Source organism: Actinomadura kijaniata, from assembly GCF_014138665.1.
GTDB lineage: Bacteria > Actinomycetota > Actinomycetes > Streptosporangiales > Streptosporangiaceae > Spirillospora > Spirillospora kijaniata.
In genome coordinates, this window is the sequence record NZ_JACJIA010000007.1 from 239957 (window position 1) to 265405 (window position 25449).

The 25449-nt window shown below is 73.9% G+C and carries 24 protein-coding genes; 20 read left to right on the top strand and 4 right to left on the bottom strand.

The annotated features are described in order from the left end of the window. Positions 1-6: 6 nt before the first annotated feature. From HNR61_RS26355 to aroQ, 3 genes are read left to right on the top strand one after another with little or no spacing between them, the layout of a single operon-like run. Positions 7-507: a shikimate kinase gene (locus HNR61_RS26355; protein ID WP_182845872.1), complete on the top strand. Its 501-nt coding sequence runs from the start codon at positions 7-9 to the stop codon at positions 505-507. Next, a complete protein-coding gene (gene aroB / locus HNR61_RS26360) occupies positions 504-1580 on the top strand; it encodes a 3-dehydroquinate synthase (RefSeq protein WP_182845873.1) in 1077 nt (358 codons plus the stop codon). Before HNR61_RS26355 ends, aroB begins: the two co-directional genes overlap by 4 nt. Positions 1581-1593: 13 nt before the next feature. After that, positions 1594-2058, top strand: a complete 465-nt coding sequence (aroQ, locus tag HNR61_RS26365; RefSeq protein ID WP_182845874.1) for a type II 3-dehydroquinate dehydratase — start codon at positions 1594-1596, stop codon at positions 2056-2058. A 73-nt stretch (positions 2059-2131) separates the two neighbouring features. Here aroQ and HNR61_RS26370 read toward each other — a convergent pair whose 3' ends face one another. Further along, positions 2132-2710 (bottom strand): TetR/AcrR family transcriptional regulator, encoded by a 579-nt coding sequence (locus HNR61_RS26370; protein WP_182845875.1) that lies wholly within the window; start codon positions 2708-2710, stop codon positions 2132-2134. 105 nt (positions 2711-2815) lie between these two features. Here HNR61_RS26370 and HNR61_RS26375 point away from each other — a divergent pair, with 105 nt between their 5' ends. From HNR61_RS26375 to HNR61_RS26415, 9 genes are all read left to right on the top strand, one after another. Beyond that, a complete protein-coding gene (locus HNR61_RS26375; RefSeq protein WP_312898106.1) occupies positions 2816-3271 on the top strand; it encodes a PaaI family thioesterase in 456 nt (151 codons plus the stop codon). Between the two features lie 36 nt (positions 3272-3307). Further along, the gene (locus HNR61_RS26380; protein ID WP_182845876.1) at positions 3308-3970 is read left to right on the top strand and encodes an enoyl-CoA hydratase-related protein; all 663 of its coding nucleotides are present in this window, start codon (positions 3308-3310) and stop codon (positions 3968-3970) included. A 60-nt stretch (positions 3971-4030) separates the two neighbouring features. Continuing rightward, positions 4031-5077 (top strand): LLM class F420-dependent oxidoreductase, encoded by a 1047-nt coding sequence (locus HNR61_RS26385; RefSeq protein WP_182845877.1) that lies wholly within the window; start codon positions 4031-4033, stop codon positions 5075-5077. Positions 5078-5304: 227 nt separating this feature from the next. Continuing rightward, positions 5305-6384: a M24 family metallopeptidase gene (locus HNR61_RS26390; protein ID WP_182845878.1), complete on the top strand. Its 1080-nt coding sequence runs from the start codon at positions 5305-5307 to the stop codon at positions 6382-6384. 29 nt (positions 6385-6413) lie between these two features. Beyond that, a complete protein-coding gene (gene efp, locus HNR61_RS26395; RefSeq protein WP_182845879.1) occupies positions 6414-6971 on the top strand; it encodes an elongation factor P in 558 nt (185 codons plus the stop codon). After that, entirely contained in the window at positions 6971-7387 is a 417-nt protein-coding gene (gene nusB, locus HNR61_RS26400; RefSeq protein ID WP_182845880.1) for a transcription antitermination factor NusB, read from the top strand. Before efp ends, nusB begins: the two co-directional genes overlap by 1 nt. A 45-nt stretch (positions 7388-7432) precedes the next feature. Then, entirely contained in the window at positions 7433-8200 is a 768-nt protein-coding gene (locus HNR61_RS26405; RefSeq protein WP_312898107.1) for a methyltransferase domain-containing protein, read from the top strand. Beyond that, complete coding sequence (locus HNR61_RS26410) at positions 8197-9495, top strand: DNA polymerase IV (protein WP_182845882.1); 1299 nt, start codon at positions 8197-8199, stop codon at positions 9493-9495. The genes HNR61_RS26405 and HNR61_RS26410 overlap by 4 nt, the downstream gene beginning before the upstream one ends. Positions 9496-9642: 147 nt before the next feature. Beyond that, complete coding sequence (locus HNR61_RS26415) at positions 9643-10032, top strand: SCO2097 family morphological protein (protein WP_182845883.1); 390 nt, start codon at positions 9643-9645, stop codon at positions 10030-10032. A gap of 133 nt (positions 10033-10165) precedes the next feature. Here HNR61_RS26415 and HNR61_RS26420 read toward each other — a convergent pair whose 3' ends face one another. The 3 genes from HNR61_RS26420 to HNR61_RS26430 are packed head-to-tail and all read right to left on the bottom strand — an operon-like array spanning position 10166 to position 14975. Then, positions 10166-12661, bottom strand: a complete 2496-nt coding sequence (locus HNR61_RS26420; RefSeq protein WP_182845884.1) for a transglutaminase TgpA family protein — start codon at positions 12659-12661, stop codon at positions 10166-10168. Positions 12662-12669: 8 nt separating this feature from the next. Then, a complete protein-coding gene (locus HNR61_RS26425) occupies positions 12670-13959 on the bottom strand; it encodes a DUF58 domain-containing protein (protein ID WP_312898108.1) in 1290 nt (429 codons plus the stop codon). 35 nt (positions 13960-13994) lie between these two features. Further along, complete coding sequence (locus HNR61_RS26430; protein ID WP_376770274.1) at positions 13995-14975, bottom strand: AAA family ATPase; 981 nt, start codon at positions 14973-14975, stop codon at positions 13995-13997. Between the two features lie 474 nt (positions 14976-15449). Between HNR61_RS26430 and mraZ the strand changes: the two genes are divergently transcribed. The 8 genes from mraZ to murD all read left to right on the top strand — a co-directional run bounded on the left by mraZ (position 15450) and on the right by murD (position 25447). Then, a complete protein-coding gene (gene mraZ, locus HNR61_RS26435) occupies positions 15450-15881 on the top strand; it encodes a division/cell wall cluster transcriptional repressor MraZ (RefSeq protein ID WP_067826478.1) in 432 nt (143 codons plus the stop codon). Positions 15882-16126: 245 nt separating this feature from the next. After that, positions 16127-17104 (top strand): 16S rRNA (cytosine(1402)-N(4))-methyltransferase RsmH, encoded by a 978-nt coding sequence (gene rsmH, locus HNR61_RS26440; protein WP_182845885.1) that lies wholly within the window; start codon positions 16127-16129, stop codon positions 17102-17104. Continuing rightward, on the top strand, positions 17101-17889 hold the full coding sequence (gene ftsL, locus HNR61_RS26445; protein WP_182845886.1) for a cell division protein FtsL: 789 nt from the start codon (positions 17101-17103) through the stop codon (positions 17887-17889). Before rsmH ends, ftsL begins: the two co-directional genes overlap by 4 nt. Before the next feature lie 349 nt (positions 17890-18238). Continuing rightward, positions 18239-19981, top strand: a complete 1743-nt coding sequence (locus HNR61_RS26450; protein WP_220509802.1) for a peptidoglycan D,D-transpeptidase FtsI family protein — start codon at positions 18239-18241, stop codon at positions 19979-19981. An 81-nt stretch (positions 19982-20062) separates the two neighbouring features. Next, a complete protein-coding gene (locus HNR61_RS26455; protein WP_182845888.1) occupies positions 20063-21598 on the top strand; it encodes a UDP-N-acetylmuramoyl-L-alanyl-D-glutamate--2,6-diaminopimelate ligase in 1536 nt (511 codons plus the stop codon). Next, a complete protein-coding gene (locus tag HNR61_RS26460; protein WP_182845889.1) occupies positions 21595-22968 on the top strand; it encodes a UDP-N-acetylmuramoyl-tripeptide--D-alanyl-D-alanine ligase in 1374 nt (457 codons plus the stop codon). The genes HNR61_RS26455 and HNR61_RS26460 overlap by 4 nt, the downstream gene beginning before the upstream one ends. Then, on the top strand, positions 22965-24026 hold the full coding sequence (gene mraY, locus HNR61_RS26465) for a phospho-N-acetylmuramoyl-pentapeptide-transferase (RefSeq protein WP_067832431.1): 1062 nt from the start codon (positions 22965-22967) through the stop codon (positions 24024-24026). Before HNR61_RS26460 ends, mraY begins: the two co-directional genes overlap by 4 nt. Further along, positions 24008-25447 (top strand): UDP-N-acetylmuramoyl-L-alanine--D-glutamate ligase, encoded by a 1440-nt coding sequence (murD, locus tag HNR61_RS26470; RefSeq protein ID WP_182845890.1) that lies wholly within the window; start codon positions 24008-24010, stop codon positions 25445-25447. Before mraY ends, murD begins: the two co-directional genes overlap by 19 nt. Positions 25448-25449 lie beyond the last annotated feature (2 nt).

The following is a 25449-nucleotide window of genomic DNA, read 5'->3' on the forward strand; positions in this document are numbered from 1 at the left end:
GCGTCCATGGCTCCCAAGGCAGTGCTCATCGGCCCGCCAGGCTCGGGCAAGTCCACCGTCGGCACGGCGCTCGCCGAACGGCTGGACGCCGTGCTGCGCGACACCGACGCCGACGTCGAGGCCGCCGCCGGCAAGCCGATCAGCGAGATCTTCATCGACGACGGCGAGGAGCACTTCCGCGCCCTGGAACGCGACGCCGTCGCCGCGGCCCTCGCCGAGCACGACGGCGTGCTGGCCCTCGGCGGCGGCGCGATCCTCGCCGCCGAGACGCAGGAGCTGCTGGCCGGTCACACCGTCGTGTACCTCCAGGTCGGCCTGGCCGAGGCGGTCAAGCGGGTCGGGCTGAACTCCGCCCGCCCCCTGCTGGTCCTCAACCCCCGCTCCCAGCTGCGCAAGCTGCTGGAGGAACGGCTGCCGATCTACGAGCGGCTGGCGGTGATCACGGTCGCCACCGACCAGCGCACCCCCGACGAGGTCGTCGAAGAGATCGTCAAGGAGCTGTCATGACCCAGTCCCGCGTCCACGTGGGCGGGGCCGACCCCTACGACGTCGTCATCGGCACCGGCGTGCTCGGCGAGCTGGCCGGCATGCTGGGCCAGCGGGTCCGCACCGTCGCCGTCGTGCACGCCGAGGGCCTGCCCGAGATCGCCCGGCCCGTGTGCGGGGCGCTGGAGCAGGCCGGGTACGACGTCCACCCGATCCCGGTGCCCGACGGCGAGGCCGCCAAGGAGACCGGGGTGCTGGCCGGGCTGTGGTCGCGGTTCGCGCGGCTCGGCATGACGCGTTCGGACGCGGTCGTCGGCGTCGGCGGCGGCGCGACCACCGACCTGGCCGGGTTCGCCGCCGCGTCCTGGCTGCGCGGCGTGCGGTCCGTGCTCGTCCCCACCACGCTGCTGGGCATGGTGGACGCGGCCGTCGGCGGCAAGACCGGCATCAACATCCCCGAGGGCAAGAACCTCGTCGGCGCGTTCCACCCCCCGGCCGGGGTGCTGTGCGAGCTGACCACGCTCATCACCGTGCCGCGGCAGGACTACATCAGCGGCCTCGCCGAGGTGGTCAAGGCCGGATTCATCGCCGACCCCAAGATCCTGGAGCTGGTCGAGGACGACCCCGAGGGCGCGGCCCGCCCCGACGGGCCCCACACCCGCGAGCTGATCGAACGCGCCGTCCAGGTCAAGGCCGACGTCGTCTCCTCCGACCTGAAGGAGGCCGGGCTGCGGGAGATCCTCAACTACGGCCACACCCTGGCCCACGCCATCGAGAAGGCCGAGGACTACCGGTTCCGGCACGGCCACGCCGTGGCGATCGGCATGGTCTACGCCGCCGAGCTGGCGCGCCTGGCCGGACGCCTCCCGCAGGACGTCGTGGACCGGCACCGCTCCATCCTCACCTCGGTGGGCCTGCCGACCTCCTACAGCGGCGAGGCCTGGCCGGAGCTGCGCGCCACCATGACCATCGACAAGAAGTCGCGCGGCTCGACGCTGCGTTTCGTGGTGCTGGACGCCCTCGCCGAGCCCGGCCGCCTGGAGGGCCCCGACGAGGACCTGCTCACCGCCGCCTACCGGGAGGTCTCACGATGAACGGAGCGCGGCGATGAACCGGGTCCTCGTGCTCAACGGCCCCAACCTGCGCCGTCTCGGCACCCGCGAACCCGACGTCTACGGCGCCGACACCTTCGACGACCTGGTGGCGCTGTGCCGCGACACCGGCCGCCACCTGAACCTGCACGTCGAGGTCCGGCAGACCGACGACGAGGCCGAGATGATCCGCTGGGTGCACGAGGCCGCCGACGAGCGCACCCCCGTCGTGATCAACCCGGCCGCGTTCACGCACTACTCCTACGCGCTGCGCGACGCCCTCGCCCAGCGCACCGCCCCGCTGGTCGAGGTCCACATCTCCAACCCGGCCGCCCGCGAGGAGTTCCGGCACACCTCGGTCGTCGCCGGGGTCGCCACCGGGACGATCGCCGGGTTCGGCCTGACCTCGTACGTGCTGGCCCTCCAGGCCGTCGCCGAGCTGCTCGCCGAGCAGGACGCCAAGGAGGACACGACCACCTGACCGGCGCTCCGCCCGGCCTTCACGGCTCGACGCTCCACCCGGCCTTCACGGCTCGGCGGTCATGGCCCGGCCGTCAGGACCCGGACTCGACCGCCAGCCGGGTCATCTCCTTGAGCTCGGCCACCACGTCGTCCAGGGGTTTCACGTCACGGTGGGCGCGGCACAGGATCGTCGCGCCCTCCACCGCCGCGACGATCAGCCGTGCCAGCCGCGCCGCGCGCTCGTCGGGCACGCCCGCGTTGCCCAGCCCGGTGGCCAGGGTGTCCTCCCAGCGGTCGAACGCCGCCGCCGCGGCCCGCGCCAGCTGCGGGGCGTCGTCGTGGGACTCGACCGTCACCGCCGTCACCGGGCAGCCCGCCCGGAACTCGCTCTTCACCAGCACCCGCCGCCACCAGCCGACGAACGCGTCCACCGACGCCGCCGCGTCGCCGCCCTCGTTGGCCGCCGCGATCCCGGCGTTCAGGAACTCCCCGGCGTAGCGCACCGCCTCCTCGGCCAGCTGCACCTTCCCGCCGGGGAAGTGGTGGTAGATCGAACCGCGCGGCGCGCCGCTGTGCGCGATCACGTCCCGGAACCCGGTGCCCGAGTACCCGCGCTCGCGGAAGAGGTAGGCGGCGCTGCGCACCATGCGTTCCCGGCTGTCGGTCCCCATGACCACTGATTATGACATTCATCATAAGCAGCGCGCCTTGACTATGACGCGTGTCATAGCGACGCTGCCATATGACAGTCGTCATACACAGCGAGGGGGAGGGCCGTGGCCGAGACGCCGACGACCGCCGGGCTCCGGCAGCTCAAGGACCTGATCAACATGGGTGTCGAGCAGGGCATCGGCGTCGGGGCGCTGCTGGGCATGACCGCCGAGACGCTGGAGCCGGGCCGCGTCGTGTTCGCGCTGGCCACCGACCCCCGGTTCAGCAACCCCCTGGGCACCGTGCACGGCGGCATCGTCTCCACGCTGCTGGACTCGGCCATGGGGTGCGCGGTGCACACCTCCCTGCCCGAGGGCGCCGGGTACACCACCCTCGAACTCAAGGTGAACTTCGTGCGCGCCGCCTCCATCGAGGGTGCGAAGCTGCGCTGCGAGGGAACGGTCATCCATCTGGGGCGCAAGGTCGCCACCACCGAGGGGCGCGTCACCGACGAGAACGGCAAGCTGATCGCGCACGGCACGAGCACGTGCATGGTGTTCCCGCCGGTTACCGGCGAGTAATGTGCTGCTCCAGGCACGTGAGGTAAGGAGACCTGAGTGATCGACCTCCAGCGCGACGGCGACGTCTTCGTCCTGCGGTACGACAGCGGCGAGAACCGCTTCCACCCCGACTTCCTGGCCGCGGTGCATAAGGTCCTGGACGAGGTCGCCGCCACCGAGGGCCCCCGCGCCCTGGTGACCGTCGGCACCGGCAAGTTCTACTCCAACGGCCTGGACCTGGAGTGGCTCGGCGAGAACCGCGACCGGTTCGAGCGGTACCTCAAGGACGTCAACGCCCTCTACGCGCGCCTGCTGGAGCTGCCGCTGCCGACCGTCGCGGCGGTGAACGGCCACGCGTTCGCGGGCGGGGCCATGCTCACGCTCGCCCACGACGTCGCCGTCATGCGCACCGACCGCGGCTTCTTCTGCCTGCCCGAGGTCGATCTCGGCATGAGCTTCACGCCCGGCATGAGCGCGCTGATCCAGTCCCGGCTGACCCCGGCCGTGGCGCACGAGGCGATGGTCACCGGCCGCCGCTACACCGCCGAGCAGGCGCAGGCCGCCGGGATCGTGCGGCTCACCGCCGCCGAGGCCGACGTGCTGCCGACCGCCGTGCGGACGGCGGCGGAGCTGGCCCCCAAGGACGGCAAGGTCGTCGGGAAGATCCGTTCCGACATGTACCGCGCCACGATCGAGGCGCTGCGCGGCCCGGTCTTCTGACCCGGCCCCGCACGCGTTACGCTCACTGGAATCTGATTCGGTTTACGGAAGGGACGCCGGATGCGCATCGGCATGGCGCTCAACTACTCGGGCGGCTTCAAGGAGACCGTCGCCGAGCTGGCCGACTACGAGAAGGCCGGACTGGACATCGTCTACGTCGCCGAGGCCTACAGCTTCGACGCGGTGAGCCAGCTCGGCTACATCGCGGCCAAGACCGAGCGGGTGGAGATCGCCTCCGGCATCCTGCCGATCTACTCGCGGACGCCGACCCTGCTGGCCATGACCGCGGCGGGCCTGGACTTCGTCTCCGAGGGCCGCTTCACCCTGGGCATCGGCGCGTCCGGCCCGCAGGTGATCGAGGGCTTCCACGGCGTTCCCTACCACGCGCCGCTCGGCCGCACCCGCGAGGTCGTCGAGATCTGCCGCAAGGTCTGGAAGCGCGAGCGCCTCCAACACGAGGGCAAGCACTACGCCATGCCGCTGCCCGAGGGGCAGGGCACCGGCCTCGGCAAGCCGCTGAAGATCATCAACCACCCGGTGCGCGAGGACATCCCGATCCTCGTCGCGGCGATCGGCCCCAAGAACGTCGAGATGACCGCCGAGATCGCCAACGCCTGGGAGCCGATCTTCTACCTGCCGGAGAAGGCCGCCGACGTCTGGGGCGCCTCCCTGGCGGCGGGCAGGGCCAAGCGCGACCCCTCCCTCGGCGAGCTCGACATCGTCGGCCAGGCCCCGCTCGCCATCGGCGACGACGTGCAGGGCTTCCTGGAGTTCGGCCGCCCGATGGCCGCCCTCTACATCGGCGGCATGGGCGCCAAGGGAAAGAACTTCTACAACGACCTCTGCCGCCGCTACGGCTGGGAGAAGGAGGCCGAGGAGATCCAGGACCTCTACCTGGCGGGTAAGAAGGACGAGGCCGCCGCCAAGGTCCCCTACGAGCTGCTGGAGAAGATGTCCCTCATCGGCTCCGAGGGCCACGTCCGCGAGCGCCTGGCCGCCATGAAGGCGTCCGGCGTCACCACCCTCAACGTGAGCCCGATCGCGGGTGACCACAAGGCGCGGCTGGCGCTGATCGAAAAGATCAAGCTGATGGCCGAGGACGTCTGATCCGGGAACGGGCGAAAGCGGTCCGGGGCGCCCCGGACCGCTTCGCGTGAGCGGATACGTCCTTCCGCCGTTCACCCCGCACGGGGGTCCAGGCGGCCCCACCCGAAGACCGAGCGCCCGGCGCCGGCCACGACCAGGCCGGGACCGCCGGTGGGGCGAGACTCCTCCATGTTCTGTGATCACCCCGGGACGCGGCGGCGAACCGGAGGTGAACTAGAGTCCGGAGCATGGGGGAACTCCACGAACGCCGCCGCGACCGCCTGGCCGCGCGGCTCGCCGCCGCCGACGTCGACGCGATGCTGGTGACCCGCCCGGTCAACGTCCGCTACCTGACCGGACTGGACAGCTCCAACGCCGCGCTGCTGGTCCCCGCCGGCGGGCCCGCCGTCCTGGCGACCGACGGCCGCTACGCGGGCACCGCCGCGCTGGTCTGCCCCGAGCTGGAGCTGGTCGTCGAGCGCCGGACCGCCGAGACCCTCACCTCCCGCGCCGCCGGCGCCGGCGCGCGGCGGCTCGGCTTCGAGGCCCACGACCTGACCGTCGCCCGGCACGCCGACCTGGCCGCCCTGGACGGCGACGTGGCGCTGGCGCCCCTGCCGCCGCTGGTCGAGGAGCTGCGCTTCGTCAAGGGCGAGGACGAGATCGTGCTGCTGGCCGAGGCGTGCGCGATCACCGACCGGGCGTTCGACGCGGTGCTGCCCCGGCTGCGGCCCGGCCTGACCGAACGCCAGGTCGCCGTCGCCCTGGAACGCCAGATGGTCGACTTCGGCGCCGAGGGGATCGCGTTCGAGTCGATCGTGGCCTCCGGCCCCAACGGCGCCGTCCCGCACCACCGCCCCGGCGACCGCGCGCTCCAGCCCGGCGACCTGGTCACGATGGACTTCGGGGCCCGCTACGCCGGCTACCACGCCGACATGACCCGCACCGTCGCGATCGGCGAGCCCGCCGGCTGGCAGCGCGACGTCTACGACCTGGTCCGCGCCGCCCAGCAGGCCGCCGTCGACGCCGCCGTCCCCGACACCGACGTGTCCCGCGTGGACGCCGCCGCGCGCGACCTGATCGCGGCGGCGGGGCACGGCGCGGACTTCACCCACGGCCTCGGACACGGCGTCGGCCTGGAGATCCACGAGGCTCCGCTCATGGGGTACGGCAGGACCGGTAAGCTGATGGATCGAGTTCCGATCACCGCCGAGCCGGGCGTCTACCTCGCCGGCCGGGGCGGCGTCCGCATCGAGGACACCCTCGTGGTCCGCGCGAACGGTCCGGAGCTCCTCACCAAGACGACCAAGGACCTGCTCGTCCTGTGACGGGGCGGGTCCGCTACCGGGAGACACCTGTGGCGACGACGAACGACCTGAAGAACGGCATGACGCTGAGGATCGAGGGCCAGCTCTGGACGGTCCTGGAGTTCCAGCACGTCAAGCCCGGCAAGGGCCCGGCCTTCGTCCGCACGAAGATCAAGAACGTGCTCTCGGGCAAGATCATCGACAAGACCTTCAACGCGGGCACCAAGGTCGAGATCGCCTCCGTCGACAAGCGCGAGATGCAGTACCTCTACCGCGAGGGCGAGGACTTCGTCTTCATGGACACCGAGACCTACGACCAGCCGCACATCCCGGCGTCCGTCGTGGGCGGCGCGGCCGACTACCTGCTGCCCGAGCAGAACGCCGTCATCGCGTTCAACGAGGGCAACCCGCTGTACGTCGAGCTCCCGGCCGCCGTCGTGCTGGAGATCACCGAGACCGAGCCCGGCCTGCAGGGCGACCGCTCCACCGGCGGCACCAAGCCCGCCACCCTGGAGACCGGCGCGCAGATCCAGGTGCCGCTGTTCATCAGCACCGGCGAGAAGGTCAAGGTCGACACCCGCTCCGGCGGGTACCTCGGCCGCGGCTGATGGCGGCACGCACCAAGGCGCGCAAGCTCGCCCTGGACATCCTGTTCGCCGCCGAGCTGCGCGAGGAGAGGCCCACCGAGGTCCTCGCGCAGCGCGGCCGGCCGAACCAGAGCGAGCTCGCCGAGTACGGGCACGCCGTGCGCATCGTCGAGGGCGTGCAGGAGCACCTCGACCGCATCGACGAGCTGATCTCCACCTACGCGACCGGCTGGACCCTGGAGCGCATGCCGGTGGTGGACCGCACCATCCTGCGGATGGGCGCGTTCGAGCTGCTGTGGGTGGACGACGTCCCGGACGCGGTCGCCGTCACCGAGGCGGTCAAACTGGCCACGGAGCTGTCCACCGACGAGTCGCCCAGATTCGTCAACGGGCTGCTGTCGCGGCTGCAGAAACTCAAGCCCTCGCTGTCGCTGTAGCGCGGGACTAGGCTCGGGGAGCGTCGGGGAGCGATGGTCGAAGACGTGAGGGGGGTGGCCGTGGCCGCCCAGCAGGCAAGGCGGCTCCGGGGCGGCGCCCGGGTCCGGGGCGTGGTCCTGTGGGACGCGCTGCGCACCGTACTGGACCGCATCGCCCCCGAGGGGCCCAGCGACGTGGTGGACGTGGGCGGCGGCACCGGCGGGTTCGCCGTGCCGCTCGCCGAGCTCGGCCACCGCGTCACCGTGGTGGACGAGAGCCCGGACGCGCTGGCCGCGCTGGAGCGCCGCGCCGCCGAGTCCGGCGTCACCGTGCGCGCCCTGCAGGGCGACGTGGTCGACCTGCCGGACCTGCTCGGCACCGGGTCGGCCGACCTGGTCCTGAGCCACAGCGTGCTGGAGTACGTCGACGACCCGGCCGCCGCCATGGCCGCCATCACGCAGGCGGTCCGGCCGGGCGGCTCGGTCAGCGTGCTGGTCGCCGGGCAGGTCGGCGCGGCCCTGCACCGCGCCGTCGCCGGGCACTTCCAGGACGCCCGCCGCGTCCTGGACGACCCGGACGGCCGGTGGGGCGACCACGACCGGACGCCGCGCCGCTTCACCCGCGAGAGCCTGACCGCCCTCGCCGAGGACGCGGACCTGCGCGTCGCCGAGCTGCACGGGGTGCGGATCTTCGCCGACCTGGTGCCGGGCTCGCTGCTGGACGGCGAGACCGACTCGGCCGAGGCGCTGCTGGCGCTGGAGCGGGCCGCCGCCGTGCACCCGGTGCTGCGCGAGCTGGCCACCCAGCTCCACCTGGTGGCCGACCGGAAGTGAGCCGCAAGCAGCAGCTGCACCGGCCCGGGCCGCCGCCCGGCCCGCCCGCCGACGACACCGGCTGCCCCATCCTCCACGTGGACATGGACGCCTTCTTCGTCAGCGTGGAGCTGCTGGACCGCCCCGAGCTGCGCGGCCGTCCCGTCATCGTCGGCGGGACCGGCCCGCGCGGCGTCGTGGCGGCGGCCTCCTACGAGGTCCGGCGGTTCGGCGTCCACTCCGCCATGCCGATGTCGCGGGCCCGGCGGCTGTGCCCGCAGGCGGTCGTGCTCCCCGGCGACCACGACAAGTACCGGCGGGTGTCGGCCGCCGTCTTCGAGATCTTCCACTCGGTCACCCCGCTGGTGGAGCCGCTGTCGCTGGACGAGGCGTTCCTCGACGTCGCCGGGGCCCGCAGGCTGCTGGGCAGCCCCGCCGCGATCGCCCAGCGCATCCGCCGCCAGGTGTGGGAGCAGCAGGGGATCACCTGCTCGGTCGGCGTCGCCGCCAACAAGTTCGTCGCCAAGCTCGCCTCCACCCGCTGCAAGCCCGACGGGATGCTGGTCGTCCCCGCCGACGGCGTCACCGAGTTCCTCCACCCGCTGCCGGTCGCGTCGCTGTGGGGTGTGGGGGAGCGCACCGAGCAGACCCTCGCCCGCCTGGGGCTGCGCACCGTCGGGCAGCTCGCCCAGACGCCGCTGACGGTCCTGCGGCGCGAGCTCGGCAACGCCATGGGCGCCCACCTGTACGAGCTGGCCTGGGGCCGCGACCCCCGCGCGGTCACCCCGCACACCCCCGACAAGAGCATCGGGGCCGAGGAGACCTTCGACACCGACATCGCCGACCCCGAGACCATCCGCCGCGAGCTGCTGCGGCTGGCGGAGAAGGTCGGGGCGCGGCTGCGCGGCGGCGGGCTGGCCGGACGCACCGTGAGCGTCAAACTCCGCACCGGTGACTTCAAGACCGTCACCCGGTCGCGCACCCTGGACGCCGCCACCGACCTCGCCCGTGTGATCTATGTCACAGCATGCGAGCTGTATGAGGGGTCCGGCCTGGAGCGGGTACGACTCCGCCTGGTCGGGGTCCGCGTGGAGAACCTGGGCCCCGCCGACCAGGCCCCGCGCCAGCTGGCGTTCGACGAGCCCGAGACCGGGTGGCGCGAGGCCGAACGGGCGATCGACCAGGTGGCGCACCGGTTCGGCGCGGGCGCGGTGCGGCCGGCGTCGCTGGTGCGACCCGCCGACCGGGGCGGACCCGGCGGAGGGACGCCGGGGGACGCCGGTGACGGACGTGACGGTGGAGGCGGAAGGCGTTGACTGGGGACGAAGAGATGACCGGCGGCTGGTCCTCGGTTGGCCGTTTGCTTTCGCAGGCTTGTCCGGGCTCGTATTCTGGGCATATCACCGTTGAGGTCCCCGTCCTGCACCGGAAACCCCGTCGCGGGGCTGTCGTTGGGAGGCGCCGTGCCGCTCTCTGAGCACGAGCAGCGCATGCTCGAGCAGATCGAGCAGGCCTTGTACGCCGAGGATCCGAAGTTCGCACACGCGGTCCGCTCCACCAATCCGCAGGTGCACTACAAACGACGGATCGTCAAGGCCGCACTCGGCTTCGTGGTAGGCGTCTGCGCGTTGATGACCGGCCTGGTCATGAACAAGGGAACCGTGACCGTCGCCGTGAGCGTCGCCGGGTTCCTGCTGATGGTCGCCTGCTGTGTCTGGGCCCTGTCCAGCTGGAAGCGCATGACCGGGGTCGGGACCGAGGCGTCCCCCCCGGCGGACGGCGGCAAGCCCGCCCGCTCCGGCTTCATGGAGCGGATGGAGGAACGCTGGCGCCGCCGCACCGAAGGCCAGTGACCACCGAGGGTCTGTGATCGTCAGGTCCGGCGGCCACCGGAGGCCGGTGAACCCGGCACCGGTGAACGCGGACCAGTGAACACGGGCCGGTGAACACAGGCCAGGGCGGGTGACCGGGCGGCCCCCGCCGCCGTCAGCGGTCCCGGTTCCGGGACCGCCACCCTCCGAGCCGGTCCCGCACCCGGCCCCACCGCCCCCCGTCCCGGCGGACGCGGCCGCCGACCGCCCGGCCGAGCGACTGCGCGGCCTGCGACGTCGCCGCCATCGCCGACGGGGGGAGCAGCCGCGCGCGCCACCGCGCCGTGCGCCCCACCGACGCCGCGAACGCCTCCCGCACCGCCCGCACGTCGGCCCGCAGCACCTCCGCCGGGGCCGGGACCCGCGACCGCGAGTACCGCGCCATCTCCTCGGCCCGCGCGATCCGGCCCAGCGACCGCGCCGTCTCGGCGTCCAGCTCCAGCAGCTCCGACAGCCGCCGCGCCGCCTGCCGCGGCGTGTCACCGGGCCGCCACTCCAGACCGTGGTCGACCGCGTCGGCCCGCAGCTCCCGCCACGCGGCGTGCGCCGCCGCCTCCGCCGGATCCGCGAACCCGGCCCCGCCGTCGTCCCGGGCCCCCGGCCCGTCGCCGGCCGCCGGCCGCAGCGCCGACCAGCGCCGCCGCCGCGCCAGCGCCCGCGCGACCATCGGCGCCGCCAGCAGCGCCAGCACCAGCACCGTCCCGGCGATCCAGCCCGCCGGCGGCGTGCCGTCGTCCTCCTGGGGCGAACCCCGGTCGCCCTGGTCGCCCAGCGGGTCGGGACGCCCCTGCGGCGCGGCGCTCTCGGACGCCCCCGGCGCCGTGCTCGACGACGCCGACGGGGTCGGCTCGGTCTGCCCGTCCTCGCCCGGCTGCTCGGCGATCGCCGTCGTCTCCGAGTAGGACGGGGAGGTCGCGGTGCCCTGCCCCGCGCCGCCCGGCCCCGAGGGGGTCGGCTCGAACCGCACCCACCCGGCGCCCTCGAAGTACAGCTCGGGCCAGGCGTGCGCGTCGCGGGACCGCACCGTCCACTCGTTCGGGCCGCTCTGCGTGCCCGGCGTGTAGCCCATCGCGACCCGCGCGGGAATGCCCAGGATGCGGGCCATCAGCGCCATCGACGCCGCGAACTGCTCGCAGTAGCCGCGCTTGTCGTGCAGCAGGAAGTTCACCAGGTCGTCGCCGCGCCGGGGCGCCGGCGCCGACAGGTCGTACCGGAACCCGCCGGTCCGCGTGAACCAGCGCTGCAACATCACCGCCTGCTCGTGCGCGGTGCGCGCGCCCTTGGTGATCTCCCGGGTCAGCCGCATGACCTCCGGCGGCACCGTGCGCGGATGGGCGGTGTAGCGCCGCGCGATCTCCGACGGGAACGCGGTGCCCGCCGCCAGGTCCCGCACGGTCGGCATCGTCTGCGCGCTGACCACCGTGTAGGACCGGCCGCTCGCCGAGTCGCGCGGGGAGTAGATCATCCGCGAGGCGTCGTCCACCCGCCAGTCGCCCTTGACCGACACGCGGGCGGGGGCGTAGGGCACCGGCAGGAAGTCCATCTCGCGGACCCGGCGGGACACCCGGACCTCCGTGGTCACGCGGCGGACCCGCACCGGCCCCAGGCCCGGCGCCGGGGTCAGCTCCACGCCCGGCTGCAGCCGGTCCCGGTCGCCGGTCGACAGCGAGGAGAACGACCACCGGTTGCCGTTGAACTGGTCCAGCGCGTACATCCGCAGGTAGTCGGGGCGGGGCCCGGCGTCGGTGCGGTAGGTCAGCACCACCGCGTCGCCGCGTTCGGTCAGCTCCCGTTGCAGGCTGACCAGCGGGTCGGGCGTGGTGACGGTCTGCGTCCCGCCGCCGCCCCCGCCGCCCAGCCCGAACAGGCCGCGCGGCTGGACGCCCGGGATCACGGTCGGCAGCAGCACCGCGACCGCCACCGCCGCGAACGCGATCCGCCGCCCGCTGGACATCAGCGAGCGGGCGTCGGGCCGCTGCGGCGCGGGCGCGGGCCCGACGGCCCCGGCCACCGGGACCTCCTGCGACCAGCGCGGGGTGAACACCACCCGGCCCCAGCCGCCGACCTGCTCGCGCGCGTCGGCCATCAGCAGCGCCAGGAACCCCAGCGCCCCGACCGCGAACGCGGCCCACCCGATGCCGTCCTGCCGCACCGCCGCCGGAACGCTGTACATGGCCAGCAGCGGCAGCCCCGCCGGGGCCGCCCGGCGCAGCCGCACCGCCAGCAGGTCCACCACGATCGCGACCAGCCCGACCCCGGCCCCGACCAGCAGCCGGATGCCCGGCACCAGCGGCACCGGGGCGGCGTAGTCGTTGACGGCCTTCCAGCCCTGCCCGAACAGCTCGTCGAGGCGGCCCAGCGAACCCGGCGTCGGCAGGAAGCCCAGCAGCGCCTGCGAGGAGGCGAACAGCACCGTCAGGTACACCAGCAGCGCGGCGGCGCCGGCGACCGCCGTGAACGCGGCGGGCAGCCGCAGCCGGCGGCCCAGCGTCCCGCCCACCGCGACGGCCAGCACCGAGCCCAGCGCGACCCAGAACCAGCCCTTGCCGGTGAACAGCGGGTACAGCCCGACCGACCCGGCCAGCACCGCCAGCGCCGCCATGACCGTCATCCGGATCCTCACGCGCCGCCCCCGTTCCCGGTGTGGTCCCTGGCGAAGTCCTCGGTGGCGTGGTCGGCCAGCGCCCACGCCCCGGCCAGCTCGGCGGCCGAGCGGACCGAGACCACCCGCCAGCCCGCCGACCGCAGCACCCGCGCCGCCCCGCCCCCGTGCGCGTTCTCGTCGTGCGTCGCCAGGTCCGGGGCGACCAGCACCGCCACGAACGTGGAGGTGCCCCGGCGCGCCGCCGCCACCTGCCGCGCCTCCTCGACGTCCAGCGCCCCGAACACCGCCACGACCAGGCCCTCGCCCTCGCGGCGGAGCGCGGACGCGCCGCGCAGCGCCGCCAGGCCCGGCGTCAGCGACCCCTCGTCGGAGACCCGCGCCACGGCCAGGGCGTCCAGCAGCAACCCCTCGAACGCGCCGTCCACCGCGGGCGGCACCGCCTCACCGGCGTCGGTGACCAGCCGCAGCCCCATCCCGGCCCGCGCCAGGTGCACCCCCACCGAGGCGGTGACCGACACGGCCTGCTCGAACGACGACCCCGGCCCCTCGCCCCAGTGCGCGCGGCGCCGCGTGTCCATGAACAGGGTCCCGCTGTTCTGCCAGTGCTGCTCCTCGCGGCGCACCATCAGCTCGCCGCGCCGCGCGGTGGACCGCCAGTGGACGCGCCGCAGGTCGTCGCCGTGCCGGTACTCGCGCGGGGCGATGTCGTCCTCGCCCGCCGAGGCGACCGTGCGGGCGGGGCTGTCGCCGCCGCCGGTCCAGGCGCCCGCCAGCCGCCCCGGCGGCAGCGCCACGATCGCCGGGGTGACGGTCAGCGTGTCGGCCTGGCTGAACGACCGCACCAGCTCCACCATCCCGAACGGGTCGGTCAGCCGCACCACCAGCGGCCCCACCCGGTACCGGCCGCGCACGTCGGACCGGATCCGGTAGCTCAGCTCGCGCGAGCCGCGCGGCTCGATCCGGTCCAGCACGAACCGGGCCCGGCCGCCCAGGGTGTAGGGCACCTGGTCCTCGACCATCAGCAGGCCGCTGGGCAGCCGCGACACGTTCTCCATCAGCAGGTCGGCGCGGGCCTCGTGGCCGACCGGCAGCCGCGAGGGCGTCAGCCGCCGCGCGCACGCCAGCCGGTACCGGGTCCGCGACACCGCCAGCACGCACAGCAGCGGCAGCGCCAGCACCAGCACCCCGGCGCGCAGCAGGTCGCGTTCGCCGAGCACGAAGGCGCACACCACGGCCGTGGTCCCGGCGGCCACGAAGGACCGGCCGCGGGTGGTCAGACCGGCCAGCGCTCGTCTCAAGATCACATCCCGGGAGGGTGGGGGGAGCGGGAGGGGAGGGGTCAGGAACGCGGCGCCGGCACCGGCACCCGGTGGACCAGCTCGGCCACCACGTGCTCGGGGCGACGGCGTTCCACCTGCGCCTCGGCGGTCGGCAGCAGCCGGTGCGCCAGCACCGGGACGGCCAGCTCCTGGAGGTCGTCGGGGCGTACGTAGTCGCGGTCGTCCAGCGCGGCGTAGGCCCGCGCCGCCCGCACCAGGTGCAGGGTGGCGCGCGGGGAGGCGCCCAGCCGCAGCTCGGGATGGTTGCGGGTGGCGGTGACCAGGTCGATGGCGTACTGGCGGACCGACGGCGCGACGTGCTGGCGCCGCACCACCTCCACCAGGGCGCGCACGTCGGCGGCCTTGGCCACCGGCTCCAGCCGGTCCAGCGGCGAGGACTGCCCGTGCACGTCCAGCATCTCCAGCTCGGCCGCCGGGTCGGGATAGCCCATGGAGATCCGGGCGGTGAACCGGTCCCGCTGCGCCTCCGGCAGCGGGTAGGTGCCCTCCATCTCCACCGGGTTCTGCGTGGCGACCACCATGAACGGCCGTTCCAGCGCGTAGGTCGCGCCGTCCACGGTGACCTGGCGCTCCTCCATGCACTCCAGCAGCGCCGACTGGGTCTTGGGGGAGGCCCGGTTGATCTCGTCGCCGACCACCAGGTTCGCGAACACCGGTCCGGGCTTGAACTCGAACTCGCGGCGCTCCTGGTTGTAGGCGCTGACCCCGGTGATGTCGCTGGGCAGCAGGTCGGGGGTGAACTGCACGCGCCGCACCGAGCAGTCGATGGACCGCGCCAACGCCTTGGCCAGCATGGTCTTGCCGACGCCCGGCACGTCCTCGATCAGCAGATGGCCCTCCGACAGCAGCACCGTCAGCGCCAGGCGCACCGCCTGCGGCTTGCCCTCCACGACCGACTCGATCGCGCCGCGGATCCGGTTGGCGACCTCCGCCAGCCCATCGAGCCCCGGGGCACGCCCCCCGTGTGTGTCCACTGACACCGGCAACCCTCCTCAGCCTGCACGGCCGCGCGGTCCGCCCGGCCGTTCCCGCGCCCGGACCCGCCGCGTCCCGGGCCACCAGGTCGACGACACCCACCCCACCGACAGTACGTGGTGGGGCCCTCCGCAGCGATGTTCGTGTGGAACGGGTGCTTATTGTGCTGCACCCGGAACGTTCGCACAGCCGTACCGTGTTCCCCACTTCTCCCCACGGGACCGGCGCCCTCACCTCCGGGAGACTTCCGGAACCGTTCCGCGGTCGTTCCGCGACCCGTCCGCGACCCGTCCATGGCGGCGCGGCACGCGGAGGGGGCCGCGCCGCGCCCCACTTCGCCCCACCCCCTCTGACCTGCGGTTTCGCGGAGGAAATCGGCGCGCGGGGCGAGTTTTCCTAGTTGACGGTGGGGAAGAGTGGAGTAGAGTGGGGCGCCGTGGGGAGCAGTAGCGCCCCATGCGGCGCGGGAGGTGGGGCCGGTGTTCCTCGGCACCCACACACCGCGCCTCGACGACAAGGGACGACTGTTCCTGCCGGCGAAGTACCGCGAGGAGCTGTCGGGGGGATTGGTGATCACGAAGGGCCAGGAACGCTGCCTGTACGTCTTCCCCATGGCGGAGTTCCAGCGCATCACCGAGGCTCTGCGTGCCGCGCCGGTCACCGAACGGGCCGTCCGCGCCTACAGCCGTGTCTTCTTCGCCTCCGCCTCCGACGAGGTCCCCGACAAGCAGGGCCGCATCACCATCCCGCCGCCGCTGCGCGCCTACGCCGGACTCTCCCGCGACTGCACCGTGATCGGCGCCAACACGCGGCTGGAGATCTGGGACACCAAGGCGTGGGAGACCTACCTGGAGCAGGAGGAGCAGAACTTCTCCGACATCTCGGAGGAGGTGTTGCCCGGGATCCTCTGAGATACGACTCGTCGGTCCGTTGACCGGCACTGGCCCGCGTTCGGCCAGGTCTCCAGCCGCTCTCCGGCCATCTGGCGCAGCTTCCCCGGCGCCAGAGGGCGACCCCCCGCGACTTCCGCGGTGAAACTTCCTCAGGGCAGCGGATGGGGACCTGGCCGGGCGAGGCCACGGGGGTGCCGACAGCAGGGTCCGGCCGGCGATGCCACACAGTCCGCGAGCGAGGTGGCAGCACAAGGGGGTGAACCATGACCGTGGGCGACCACGCGGCCGAGGCCGGTCACGTACCGGTCATGCTCGACCGCGTCCTCGAACTTCTCCGTCCCGCGGTGCAGGTCACCGACCGGGACCCGGTCTACCTCGACGGCACCCTGGGCATGGGCGGCCACGCCGAGGCGATGCTCGGGGCCCACCCCCGGCTGCGCCTGATCGGCCTGGACCGGGACCCCACGGCGCTGGAGCGCTCGGGCCGGCGGCTGGCGCCGTTCGGCGACCGGGCCACCCTGGTGCACGCCGTCTACGACGAGCTTCCCGAGGTCCTGGCCCGGCTCGGGGTCCCCCGGATCGACGCCGTGCTGTTCGACCTGGGCGTCTCCTCGCCGCAGCTCGACGAGGCCGACCGCGGCTTCGCCTACTCCTACGACGCGCCGCTGGACATGCGGATGGACCGCACCCAGAGCCTCACGGCGGCCGAGGTCGTCAACGGCTACCCGCCCGCCGAGCTGGCGCGCATCCTGCGCGAGTACGGCGAGGAGCGGTTCGCCCAGCGGATCGCCGCCGCCATCGTCCGGGAACGCGAGCGCGCCCCGCTGGAGTCCACCGCCCGGCTGGCCGACCTGGTCCGCTCCTCGATCCCGGCGGCCACCCGCCGCACCGGCGGCAACCCGGCCAAGCGCACCTTCCAGGCGCTGCGCATCGAGGTCAACGGCGAACTGGACACCTGGCGGCGGGCCCTGCCCGCCGCCCTCGACGCGCTGCCCGTGGGCGGCCGCATCGTGGTGCTCAGCTACCACTCCCTCGAAGATCGGATTACAAAGCAGATCTTGGGGAAACAGGCGGCCGACACCACCCCTCCGGACCTGCCGGTCCCCCTGCCCGAGCACCAGCCGCGCTTCCGGCTGCTGACCCGCGGCGCGGAACTGCCGGCCGGCGAGGAGACCGAGACCAACCCACGGGCCGGGTCGGTGCGGCTGCGCGCCGCCGAGCGGGTCCGGGAGGCGACATGACGACGACCCGCAAGCCGGGAACGCAGAACCGGCAGGCCAAGCAGCGCAGGCAGCCGGCGCCCAGGTCGCGCGCCACGGAGCCGCGCGCCAAGGAGCCGCGCTCCGGGGCCGCCCAGGGCGCCGCGAAGAACAAGGACGCCGCCAGGGACGCCAAGGCCAAGGACACCAAGAAGGACGTCAAGAAGGACCCCAAGAAGGACGTCAGGGCCGGGCGGGACGCCGCGCGCCCGGCGCCGTCGCGGACCTCCGGCCGTCCCGTCGGCGGCGCCGCGCGGACCGCGCCGAAGCCGCGCCCGCAGAGCCGCACCGCGCCCGGGAGGAAGGCGGCCGGGAAGGCCGGGCCCGCCCGGCCCGCCGCGCGCCCGGCCGCGCCGCCGCGCGCGCCGTTCGTGCTGCTGGTGTGCGGGCTGCTCGGCGGCGCGCTGGTGAGCCTGCTGCTGCTCAACACGGTGCTGGCCGAGGACGCCATCAGCATGACCCAGCTCCAGCGCAGCACCAAGCTGCTGGAGCAGCAGCGCCAGGCGTACCAGAGCGACATCGCCCGCGAGGAGTCGCCCGAGAACCTCGCCCGCAAGGCCGAGGCGCTCGGCATGAAGCGGCCCGGGTCGCTGCTGTTCGTCGACTACAACGGCCGCCCGACCGACAGCCGCTCGATGCGGCAGGTCCCGCACGCGGCCGCCGCGGCGGCGGGCGCGGCGGGCGTGGTGGGCATCCCCGGCGCGGTGGTGCCCGGCGACGGCGTGCCCTCGGCCCCCGGACGGGGAACGGAGGCCGCCCGCCCGTGAGGACTCGCATCGGTTCCGGGACCGGCCGGGGGGCGACGTGACCAAGCGTCCGGCCGGTCCGCCCGGCCGCGGCCCCCAGAGGCGGGGGCCCCGCGGGACGGTGGGCCGGGACGACAAGAGCAGCCCGGGCGCGGCGCGCGCGTCCGGGCGTCATACGGGCAACCCTCCCCGGTCGCCGGGCGGCTCGACCGCCCGGCGACCGGCCCGTAACGGGAACGGGGCCAAGGGCGCGCCCGCGACCGGGGGCAGGACCGGGGCCCGCGACCCCCGCACGGCCCCGACCCGCCCCGACGGGCGCCGCACCCGCCCCGAGCCGCCCCGCGGGCCGAGGCGGCGTCCCCGGCCGAAGATGCCGTTCGTGCGCCGCGACCCGCTCAAGCGGCTCAACGTCGGGCTGCTGGCGGTGGCGTTCGTGCTGTCGCTGTTCGCGGGCCGCCTGGTCCAGCTCCAGACGATCGAGTCGGGCAAGTACACCGAGCTGGCGCTGCGGCAGCGGCTCCAGGACATCACGCTGCCCGCCGGGCGCGGCGACATCACCGACGTCCAGGGCAACTCCCTGGCCATGACGGTGGAGGCGCGCGGCATCTTCGCCGACCCCTACATCATCAAGCCGGAGAAGCGGCAGCAGATCGCCGGCGCCCTCGCGCCGATCCTCGGCAAGGACCCGGCGGAGATCATCAAGGTGATCAGCCGGCCCAACACCCGGTTCCAGTACCTGGCGCACGGCGTCCCGCCGGACCAGGCGCGCGTGGTGACCTCGCTGAAGTTCCTCGGCATCGGAACGCTGCCCGAATATCGCCGCGAGTATCCCAACGCGTCACTCGCGGCGGGCGTCATAGGGTTCGTGAACGGTTCCGGACAGGGCGCCGCCGGCCTGGAGTACTCGATGAACTCCATGCTGGCGGGCCGCGACGGCTGGCAGCGGGTGGAGATCAGCCCCGAGGGGCAGCACATCCCGATGGGCGAGAGCCAGAAGAAGCCGCCGGTGCCCGGCCGCGACCTGCGCCTGACGCTCCTGCGCGACCTGCAGTTCCGCGCGCAGGAGGCGATCGAGAGGAAGGTGCGCGAGACCGGCGCGCGCAGCGGCAGCGTGGTCGTGATGGACCCGCGCAACGGCCAGCTGCTGGCGATGGCGTCCGCGCCCGGCTTCGACCCCAACAACTACGGCAAGTACCCGCGCGCCACCTGGGGCAGCCCGGTCGTGCAGGAGGCGTACGAGCCGGGCAGCACCGGCAAGGTCGTCACGGCCGCCGCCGTCATGGAGAAGGGCGGCGTCACCCGCGACACCGTCTTCCACGTCCGGGACCGCATCCGCAAGTACGACCGGGAGTTCCGCGACTCGCACGACCACGCGCCCGAGGACCTGACGTTCGCCGGGGTGCTGGCCAAGTCCAGCAACGTCGGCACGATCATGGCCAGCGAGCGGATCTCCAAGGAGACGCTCTACCACTACCTGCGCGAGTTCGGCTTCGGCAGCAAGACCGGCATCGGGCTGCCGGGCGAGACCGCCGGGCAGCTCAAGCCGCCGGACAAGTGGTGGGGCACCGACCGCTACCCGATCGCGTTCGGGCAGACCCTGTCGGTCAACGCCCTGCAGATGGCCAGCGTCTACGCCACCATCGCCAACGGCGGCGTCCGCGTCGCGCCGACCCTGCTCGCCGGGACCACCGACGAGAACGGCACGTTCACGCCCGCCCCGGCCCCGCAGAGCAAGCGCGTCATCAGCGGCGAGACCGCCAAGGAGCTGCGCGACATGCTGGAGGGCGCCACCGGCCGGGAGGGCACCGCGCCCGGGGCGCGCATCGAGGGCTACCGCGTCGCGGGCAAGACCGGCACCGCCCAGATCGTCAACCCGCGCACCGGCCTGTACCACGAGGGCCGGTACACCTCGTCGTTCACCGGGTTCGCGCCCGCCGACGACCCGCAGCTGGTCGTCCAGGTGGTGTTGCAGGACCCGCGCAAGGGCGGGTACTACGGCGGTGACGTCGCCGCTCCCGTGTTCAAGGACGTGATGACGTACGCGCTGGCGAACCGCAAGATCCCGCCGACCGGGAGCAAGCCGCCGAAAGTCAAGATCTACGCCCGAGACTGACCGTAACCAGTACCCTCTCTCGCCGTGAGTTCAGCACCGATGTCCCGCCAGACCCCATCCGTCCGCACCGAAAGAAACGCCATGCGCCCGACTTCCACCTCGGCCAGGCCGCTGTCCGACCTCGCCACCCTGCTCGGCGCCCAAGGCGACCCCGGTCCGACGGAGGTGACGGGCATCACCCACGACTCGCGGGCGGTGCTGCCCGGCGACGTCTACGCGGCGCTGCCCGGCGCCCGCGCCCACGGCGCCCAGTTCGCCGGGCAGGCCGCCGCGGCGGGCGCGGCGGCGGTCCTGACCGACGAGGAGGGCCGGGAGCGCGCCGCCGCCGCGGGCCTGCCGGTGCTGGTCGTGCCGGACGTCCGCGCCGTCCTCGGCCGCGCCGCCGCCTGGGTGTACGGCGAGCCCGCCACCGACGTGACGCTGATCGGCGTGACCGGCACCAGCGGCAAGACCACCAGCGTGTACCTGCTGGAGGCCGGGCTGCGCGGCGCGGGCGTGGAGACCGGGGTGGTCGGCACCGTCGAGATGCGGATCAAGGACCGCCGGGTGCCCAGCGCCCTGACCACGCCCGAGTCCACCGACCTGCACGCGCTGTTCGCGATGATGCGCGAGCAGGGCGTCGGCGCGGCGGCCATGGAGGTGTCCAGCCACGCCCTGGCGCAGGGCCGGGTCGGTGGCGCCCGCTACGAGGTCTCCATCTTCACGAACCTGTCCCAGGACCACCTGGACTACCACCCGACCATGGAGGACTACTTCGCCGCCAAGGCGAAGCTGTTCACCCCCGAGTACACCAGCACCGGCGTCATCAACATCGACGACCGGTGGGGCCGCGAGCTGACGCGGATCGCGACGGTCCCGGTCACCACGTTCTCCGCCGAGGGCGATCCCGGGGCCGACTGGCGCGCCCAGGACGTGCGGCTCGGGTCCGACGGCAGCGTGTTCCGCGTGGTGGGCCCCGGCGGCGTCGAGGCCGACGCGTCGGTGCAGCTGCCCGGCCCGTTCAACGTCGCCAACGCCCTCGGCGCGATCGTGGCGCTGGTGGAGGCCGGGATCCCGCTGCAGACCGCTGTGCAGGGCGTGGGCACCATGACGGGCGTCCCGGGCCGCCTGGAGCGCGTGGACGAGGGCCAGGACTTCGTCGTGCTGGTCGACTACGCCCACAAGCCCGGCGCGGTCGAGGCCGTGCTGAACACCCTGCGCCCGGTCACCGAGGGCCGCCTGGCCATCGTGCTGGGCTGCGGCGGCGACCGCGACCGCGCCAAGCGCCCGCTGATGGGCGAGATCGCCGCGCGGCTGGCCGACATGGCGTATTTCACCAACGACAACCCCCGGTCCGAAGACCCCCTGGCCATCCTCACCGCTATGGTCGAGGGCGGGCTCAAGGTGCCGCGGGCGCAGCGGGCGCACGTCGTGGTCGAACCCGACCGTGCCGCCGCGATCGAGCTGGCCGTCGGCCGGGCCCGGCGCGGCGACGTGATCGTCGTCGCGGGCAAGGGTCACGAGCAGGGGCAGTACGTGGCCGGTGAGGTCTTCGCGTTCGACGACCGCGAGGTCGTCCGCGAAGCGCTGCGCCGGACCGCGCTGGCCCCCACGAGAGGGGACGGGACGCAGGCGTGATCCCACTTCCGCTGTCGGCGATCGCGGAGATCACCGCAGGGACCGTGCACGGCGGCCGGCACGAGGCCGAGGTCACCGGTCCGGTCGTCATCGACTCGCGCGCCGTCGAGCCCGGCGCGCTGTTCGCCGCCTTCCGCGGCGAGCGCGTCGACGGCCACGACTACGCCGCCGCCGCGCTGGCCGCCGGGGCCGCCGCGGTGCTGGCCGAACGGCCCGTCGACGGGCCGTGCGTGGTCGTGCCGGACGTGCGCAGGGCCCTGGGGGCGCTGGCCCGGGGCGTGCTGGAGCGGCTGCCGGAGGCGACCGTGATCGGCGTGACCGGCTCGGCCGGCAAGACCTCCACCAAGGACCTGATCGCGCAGGTGCTGCGGGACGCCGGGCCGACCGTCGCGCCGGCCGGGTCGTTCAACAACGAGATCGGCCTGCCGCTGACGGTGCTGCGCGCCGACGCCGCCACCCGTTTCCTGGTGCTGGAGATGGGCGCCCGCGGCATCGGGCACATCGCCTACCTCACCGGCATCGCGCGGCCGGGGATCGGCGTGGTGCTGAACGTCGGCACCGCCCACGTCGGCGAGTTCGGCGGCCGGGAGGCCATCGCCAAGGCCAAGGGCGAGCTGGTCGAGGCCGTCCCGCCGGGCGGCACCGCGGTCCTCAACGCCGACGACCCCCTGGTGCGGGCCATGGCGGCCCGCACCGCCGGGCGGGTCGTCACGTTCGGCCGCTCCTCCGAGGCGGCCGTGCGGGCCGCCGACGAGGGGATGGACGAGTTCGGCCGCGCCCGCTTCACGCTGGTCACCCCGGAGGGGAGCGCGCCGGTCGAGCTGCGCCTGGTCGGCGGGCACGCCGTCGCCAACGCCCTGGCGGCCGCGGCAGCGGCCCGCGCCGCCGGACTGCCCGTCACGGCCGTCGCCGCGGCGCTGTCGCGGGCCGTACCGGCCAGCCGGTGGCGCATGGAGGTCACCGACCGGCCCGACGGCGTCACGGTCGTCAACGACGCCTACAACGCCAACCCCGACTCCGTGCGGGCGGCGGTCGACACCCTGACGCACATGGCGCGCGGCCGCCGCGCGTTCGCCGTGCTGGGCGAGATGGCCGAGCTGGGTGCGGATTCTGTGGCGGAACATGCCAAGATCGGGCAGCATGTCGCGCGCAGCGGCGTCGCGACCCTGATCACGGTCGGCGACGCCGCCGCCGCGATGGCCGAAGGAGCCGAACAGGTGGCGTCATGGACGGGAGAGAGCGTGCGAGTGGATGACGTCGGCGCGGCGCTGACCGCGCTGAGGGAGCGGCTGCGGCCGCGGGACGTCGTACTGGTGAAGGGCTCCCGAGTCGCCGGCCTGGAACGGATCGCCGAGGGGCTGCTGGCATGACCAACATCATCATCGCGGCCGGGATCGCCCTGATCATCGGCATGGTCGGCACCCCGATCTGGATCCGGATCGTCAACCGGCTCGGCTACGGCCAGATGATCCGCGAGGAGGGCCCGGAGGCCCACCTCAACAAGCGCGGCACCCCCACCATGGGCGGCACCGTGTTCATCGTCGGGTCGCTGCTGGGCTACGCGGCGGCGCACCTGTTCACCGGCACCGCCCCCACGGTGTCGGGCCTGCTGGTGCTGTTCCTGATGTCGGGCCTCGGCCTGGTCGGCTTCGTCGACGACTACATCAAGGTGTTCAAGCAGCGCTCGCTGGGCCTGCGCTCGGGCGCCAAGATGATCGGGATCGTCCTGGTCGGCGTGATCTTCGCGGTGGCGTCGCTGAACTTCCCCAACGGCTACGACATCACCCCGGCCTCGCCGCACCTGTCGTTCCTGCGCGACTTCGGGCCCTCCATCGGCCCGTACCTGTTCGTGATCTGGGCGCTGCTGCTGATCGCGGCGATGTCCAACGGCGTGAACCTCACCGACGGACTGGACGGCCTGGCCGCCGGCCCGGCGGGCATGGTGCTGGCCGCCTACGTGATCATCGGCAACTGGCAGCTGCGCAACTCCTGCTACGACTTCGCGCTGGCCCCCAACTGCTACAGCGTCCGCGACCCCCTCGACCTCGCGGTCGTCGCGGCGGCGGTGCTGGGCGGCGTGTTCGGCTTCCTGTGGTGGAACGCCCCGCCCGCCAAGGTCTTCATGGGCGACACCGGCTCGCTGGCCCTGGGCGGCGTGCTGGTCGGCCTGGCCATCCTCACCCGGACCCAGTTCCTGCTGGCCATCCTGTGCGGCCTGATCGTCATGATCACCCTGTCGGTGATCATCCAGGTCGGCGGGTTCAAGCTGACCGGCAAGCGGGTGTTCAAGATGGCCCCCCTCCAGCACCACTTCGAGCTGTCGGGCTGGGCCGAGACCACCATCGTCGTGCGGTTCTGGCTGATGTCGGCGCTGTTCACCGCGATCGGCCTGGGCCTGTTCTACCTGGAATGGATGCCGAAGAAGTGACCGGGCCGACCGAGACCGGCGACTGGGCCGGAAGGCACGTCTGCGTGGCGGGGATCGGCCTGTCGGGCCGCGCCGCCGCGCGGGTGCTGGCCGAGCGGGGCGCCCGCGTCACCCTCGTGGAGTCCCGCGACGGCGACGGCGAGCGCGCGCACGCCGCCGGGCTGGAGGCCCTCGGGATCGCCGTGCGGCTCGGCGACGGCGAGACCCTGCCCGAGGGCGCGGACCTGGTGGTGGCGTCGCCGGGCTGGCGGCCCGACGCGCCGCTGCCCGCCGCCGCTGCCGCCGCCGGGATCGAGTTCTTCGGCGAGGTCGAGCTGGCCTGGCGGCTGCGGGGCCCCGGCCCCACCGGCGAGCCCGCGCCGTGGCTGGCGCTGACCGGCACCAACGGCAAGACCACCGCCGTGCGGATGCTCACCGGGATCCTGAAGGCCGCCGGGCACACCCCGCTGGCCGTCGGGAACGTCGGGACCCCCATCGTCGAGGCGGTCCTCGACAAGACCTACGACGTGTTCGCCGTCGAGCTGTCCAGCTACCAGCTCCACTGGTCCTCCAGCGTGCGGCCGCACGCGGCGGCCGTGCTGAACGTGGCCCCCGACCACCTGGACTGGCACGGCTCGTTCGACGCCTACGCCGCCGCCAAGGCCAAGATCTTCGCGCCGGGCACGGTCGCGGTCGTCAACGCCGACGACCCGCCCGCCGCCGCCCTCGGCCCCGCCGGGTGCACCGGGTTCACCCTGGACGTCCCCGCGTCCGGCCAGCTTGGCGTCGTGGAGGACCTGCTGGTGGACCGGGCGTTCGTGGACGACCCGCGCACCAGCGCCGCCGAGCTCGCGCAACTGTCGGACGTGCGGCCGTTCGCGCCGCACAACGTCGCCAACGCCCTGGCCGCCGCGGCCCTGGCCCGCGCCTTCGGCGTGCCGCCGGAGGCGGTGCGCGAGGGGCTGCGGGCGTTCGTGCCCGACCCGCACCGCATCAGCCACGTCGCCACCGTCGGCGGCGTGGACTACGTCGACGACTCCAAGGCCACCAACCCGCACGCCGCCGCGTCCTCGCTGGCGGCGTGCCGGTCGGCGGTGTGGATCGCGGGCGGCCTGCTCAAGGGCGCCGACGTCGAGGACCTGGTGCGGTCGGCGGCCGACCGGCTGCGCGGGGTGGTGCTGCTGGGCCGGGACCGGGCGCGGATCGCCGAGGCACTCGCGCGACACGCCCCGGATGTCCCGGTCGTGGACGTCGCCGACACCGACACTGGGGCGATGGACCGAGTCGTGACCGAGGCAGCCGGGCTCGCCCAGCCCGGCGACACCGTCCTGCTCGCGCCCGCCGGGGCGTCCTGGGACATGTTCACCAGCTACGGGGCCCGCGGCGACGCGTTCGCCGCGGCGGTGCGGCGGCTGGCCGCGGTGACGCCCGGCGGGGGGTGAGC

What these genes read in the sequence shown, in the direction of transcription:
- HNR61_RS26450 (WP_220509802.1), top strand. Translation starts at nt 18,239, where the DNA reads ATGCCGTTCGTGCGCCGCGACCCGCTCAAGCGGCTCAACGTCGGGCTG.
- aroB (WP_182845873.1), top strand. Translation starts at nt 504, where the DNA reads ATGACCCAGTCCCGCGTCCACGTGGGCGGGGCCGACCCCTACGACGTC.
- aroQ (WP_182845874.1), top strand. Translation starts at nt 1,594, where the DNA reads ATGAACCGGGTCCTCGTGCTCAACGGCCCCAACCTGCGCCGTCTCGGC.
- HNR61_RS26385 (WP_182845877.1), top strand. Translation starts at nt 4,031, where the DNA reads ATGCGCATCGGCATGGCGCTCAACTACTCGGGCGGCTTCAAGGAGACC.
- mraY (WP_067832431.1), top strand. Translation starts at nt 22,965, where the DNA reads ATGACCAACATCATCATCGCGGCCGGGATCGCCCTGATCATCGGCATG.
- HNR61_RS26420 (WP_182845884.1), bottom strand. Translation starts at nt 12,661, where the DNA reads ATGACGGTCATGGCGGCGCTGGCGGTGCTGGCCGGGTCGGTCGGGCTG.
- HNR61_RS26355 (WP_182845872.1), top strand. Translation starts at nt 7, where the DNA reads ATGGCTCCCAAGGCAGTGCTCATCGGCCCGCCAGGCTCGGGCAAGTCC.
- ftsL (WP_182845886.1), top strand. Translation starts at nt 17,101, where the DNA reads ATGACGACGACCCGCAAGCCGGGAACGCAGAACCGGCAGGCCAAGCAG.
- HNR61_RS26390 (WP_182845878.1), top strand. Translation starts at nt 5,305, where the DNA reads ATGGGGGAACTCCACGAACGCCGCCGCGACCGCCTGGCCGCGCGGCTC.
- nusB (WP_182845880.1), top strand. Translation starts at nt 6,971, where the DNA reads ATGGCGGCACGCACCAAGGCGCGCAAGCTCGCCCTGGACATCCTGTTC.
- rsmH (WP_182845885.1), top strand. Translation starts at nt 16,127, where the DNA reads ATGACCGTGGGCGACCACGCGGCCGAGGCCGGTCACGTACCGGTCATG.
- murD (WP_182845890.1), top strand. Translation starts at nt 24,008, where the DNA reads ATGGATGCCGAAGAAGTGACCGGGCCGACCGAGACCGGCGACTGGGCC.
- HNR61_RS26370 (WP_182845875.1), bottom strand. Translation starts at nt 2,710, where the DNA reads ATGGGGACCGACAGCCGGGAACGCATGGTGCGCAGCGCCGCCTACCTC.
- HNR61_RS26455 (WP_182845888.1), top strand. Translation starts at nt 20,063, where the DNA reads ATGCGCCCGACTTCCACCTCGGCCAGGCCGCTGTCCGACCTCGCCACC.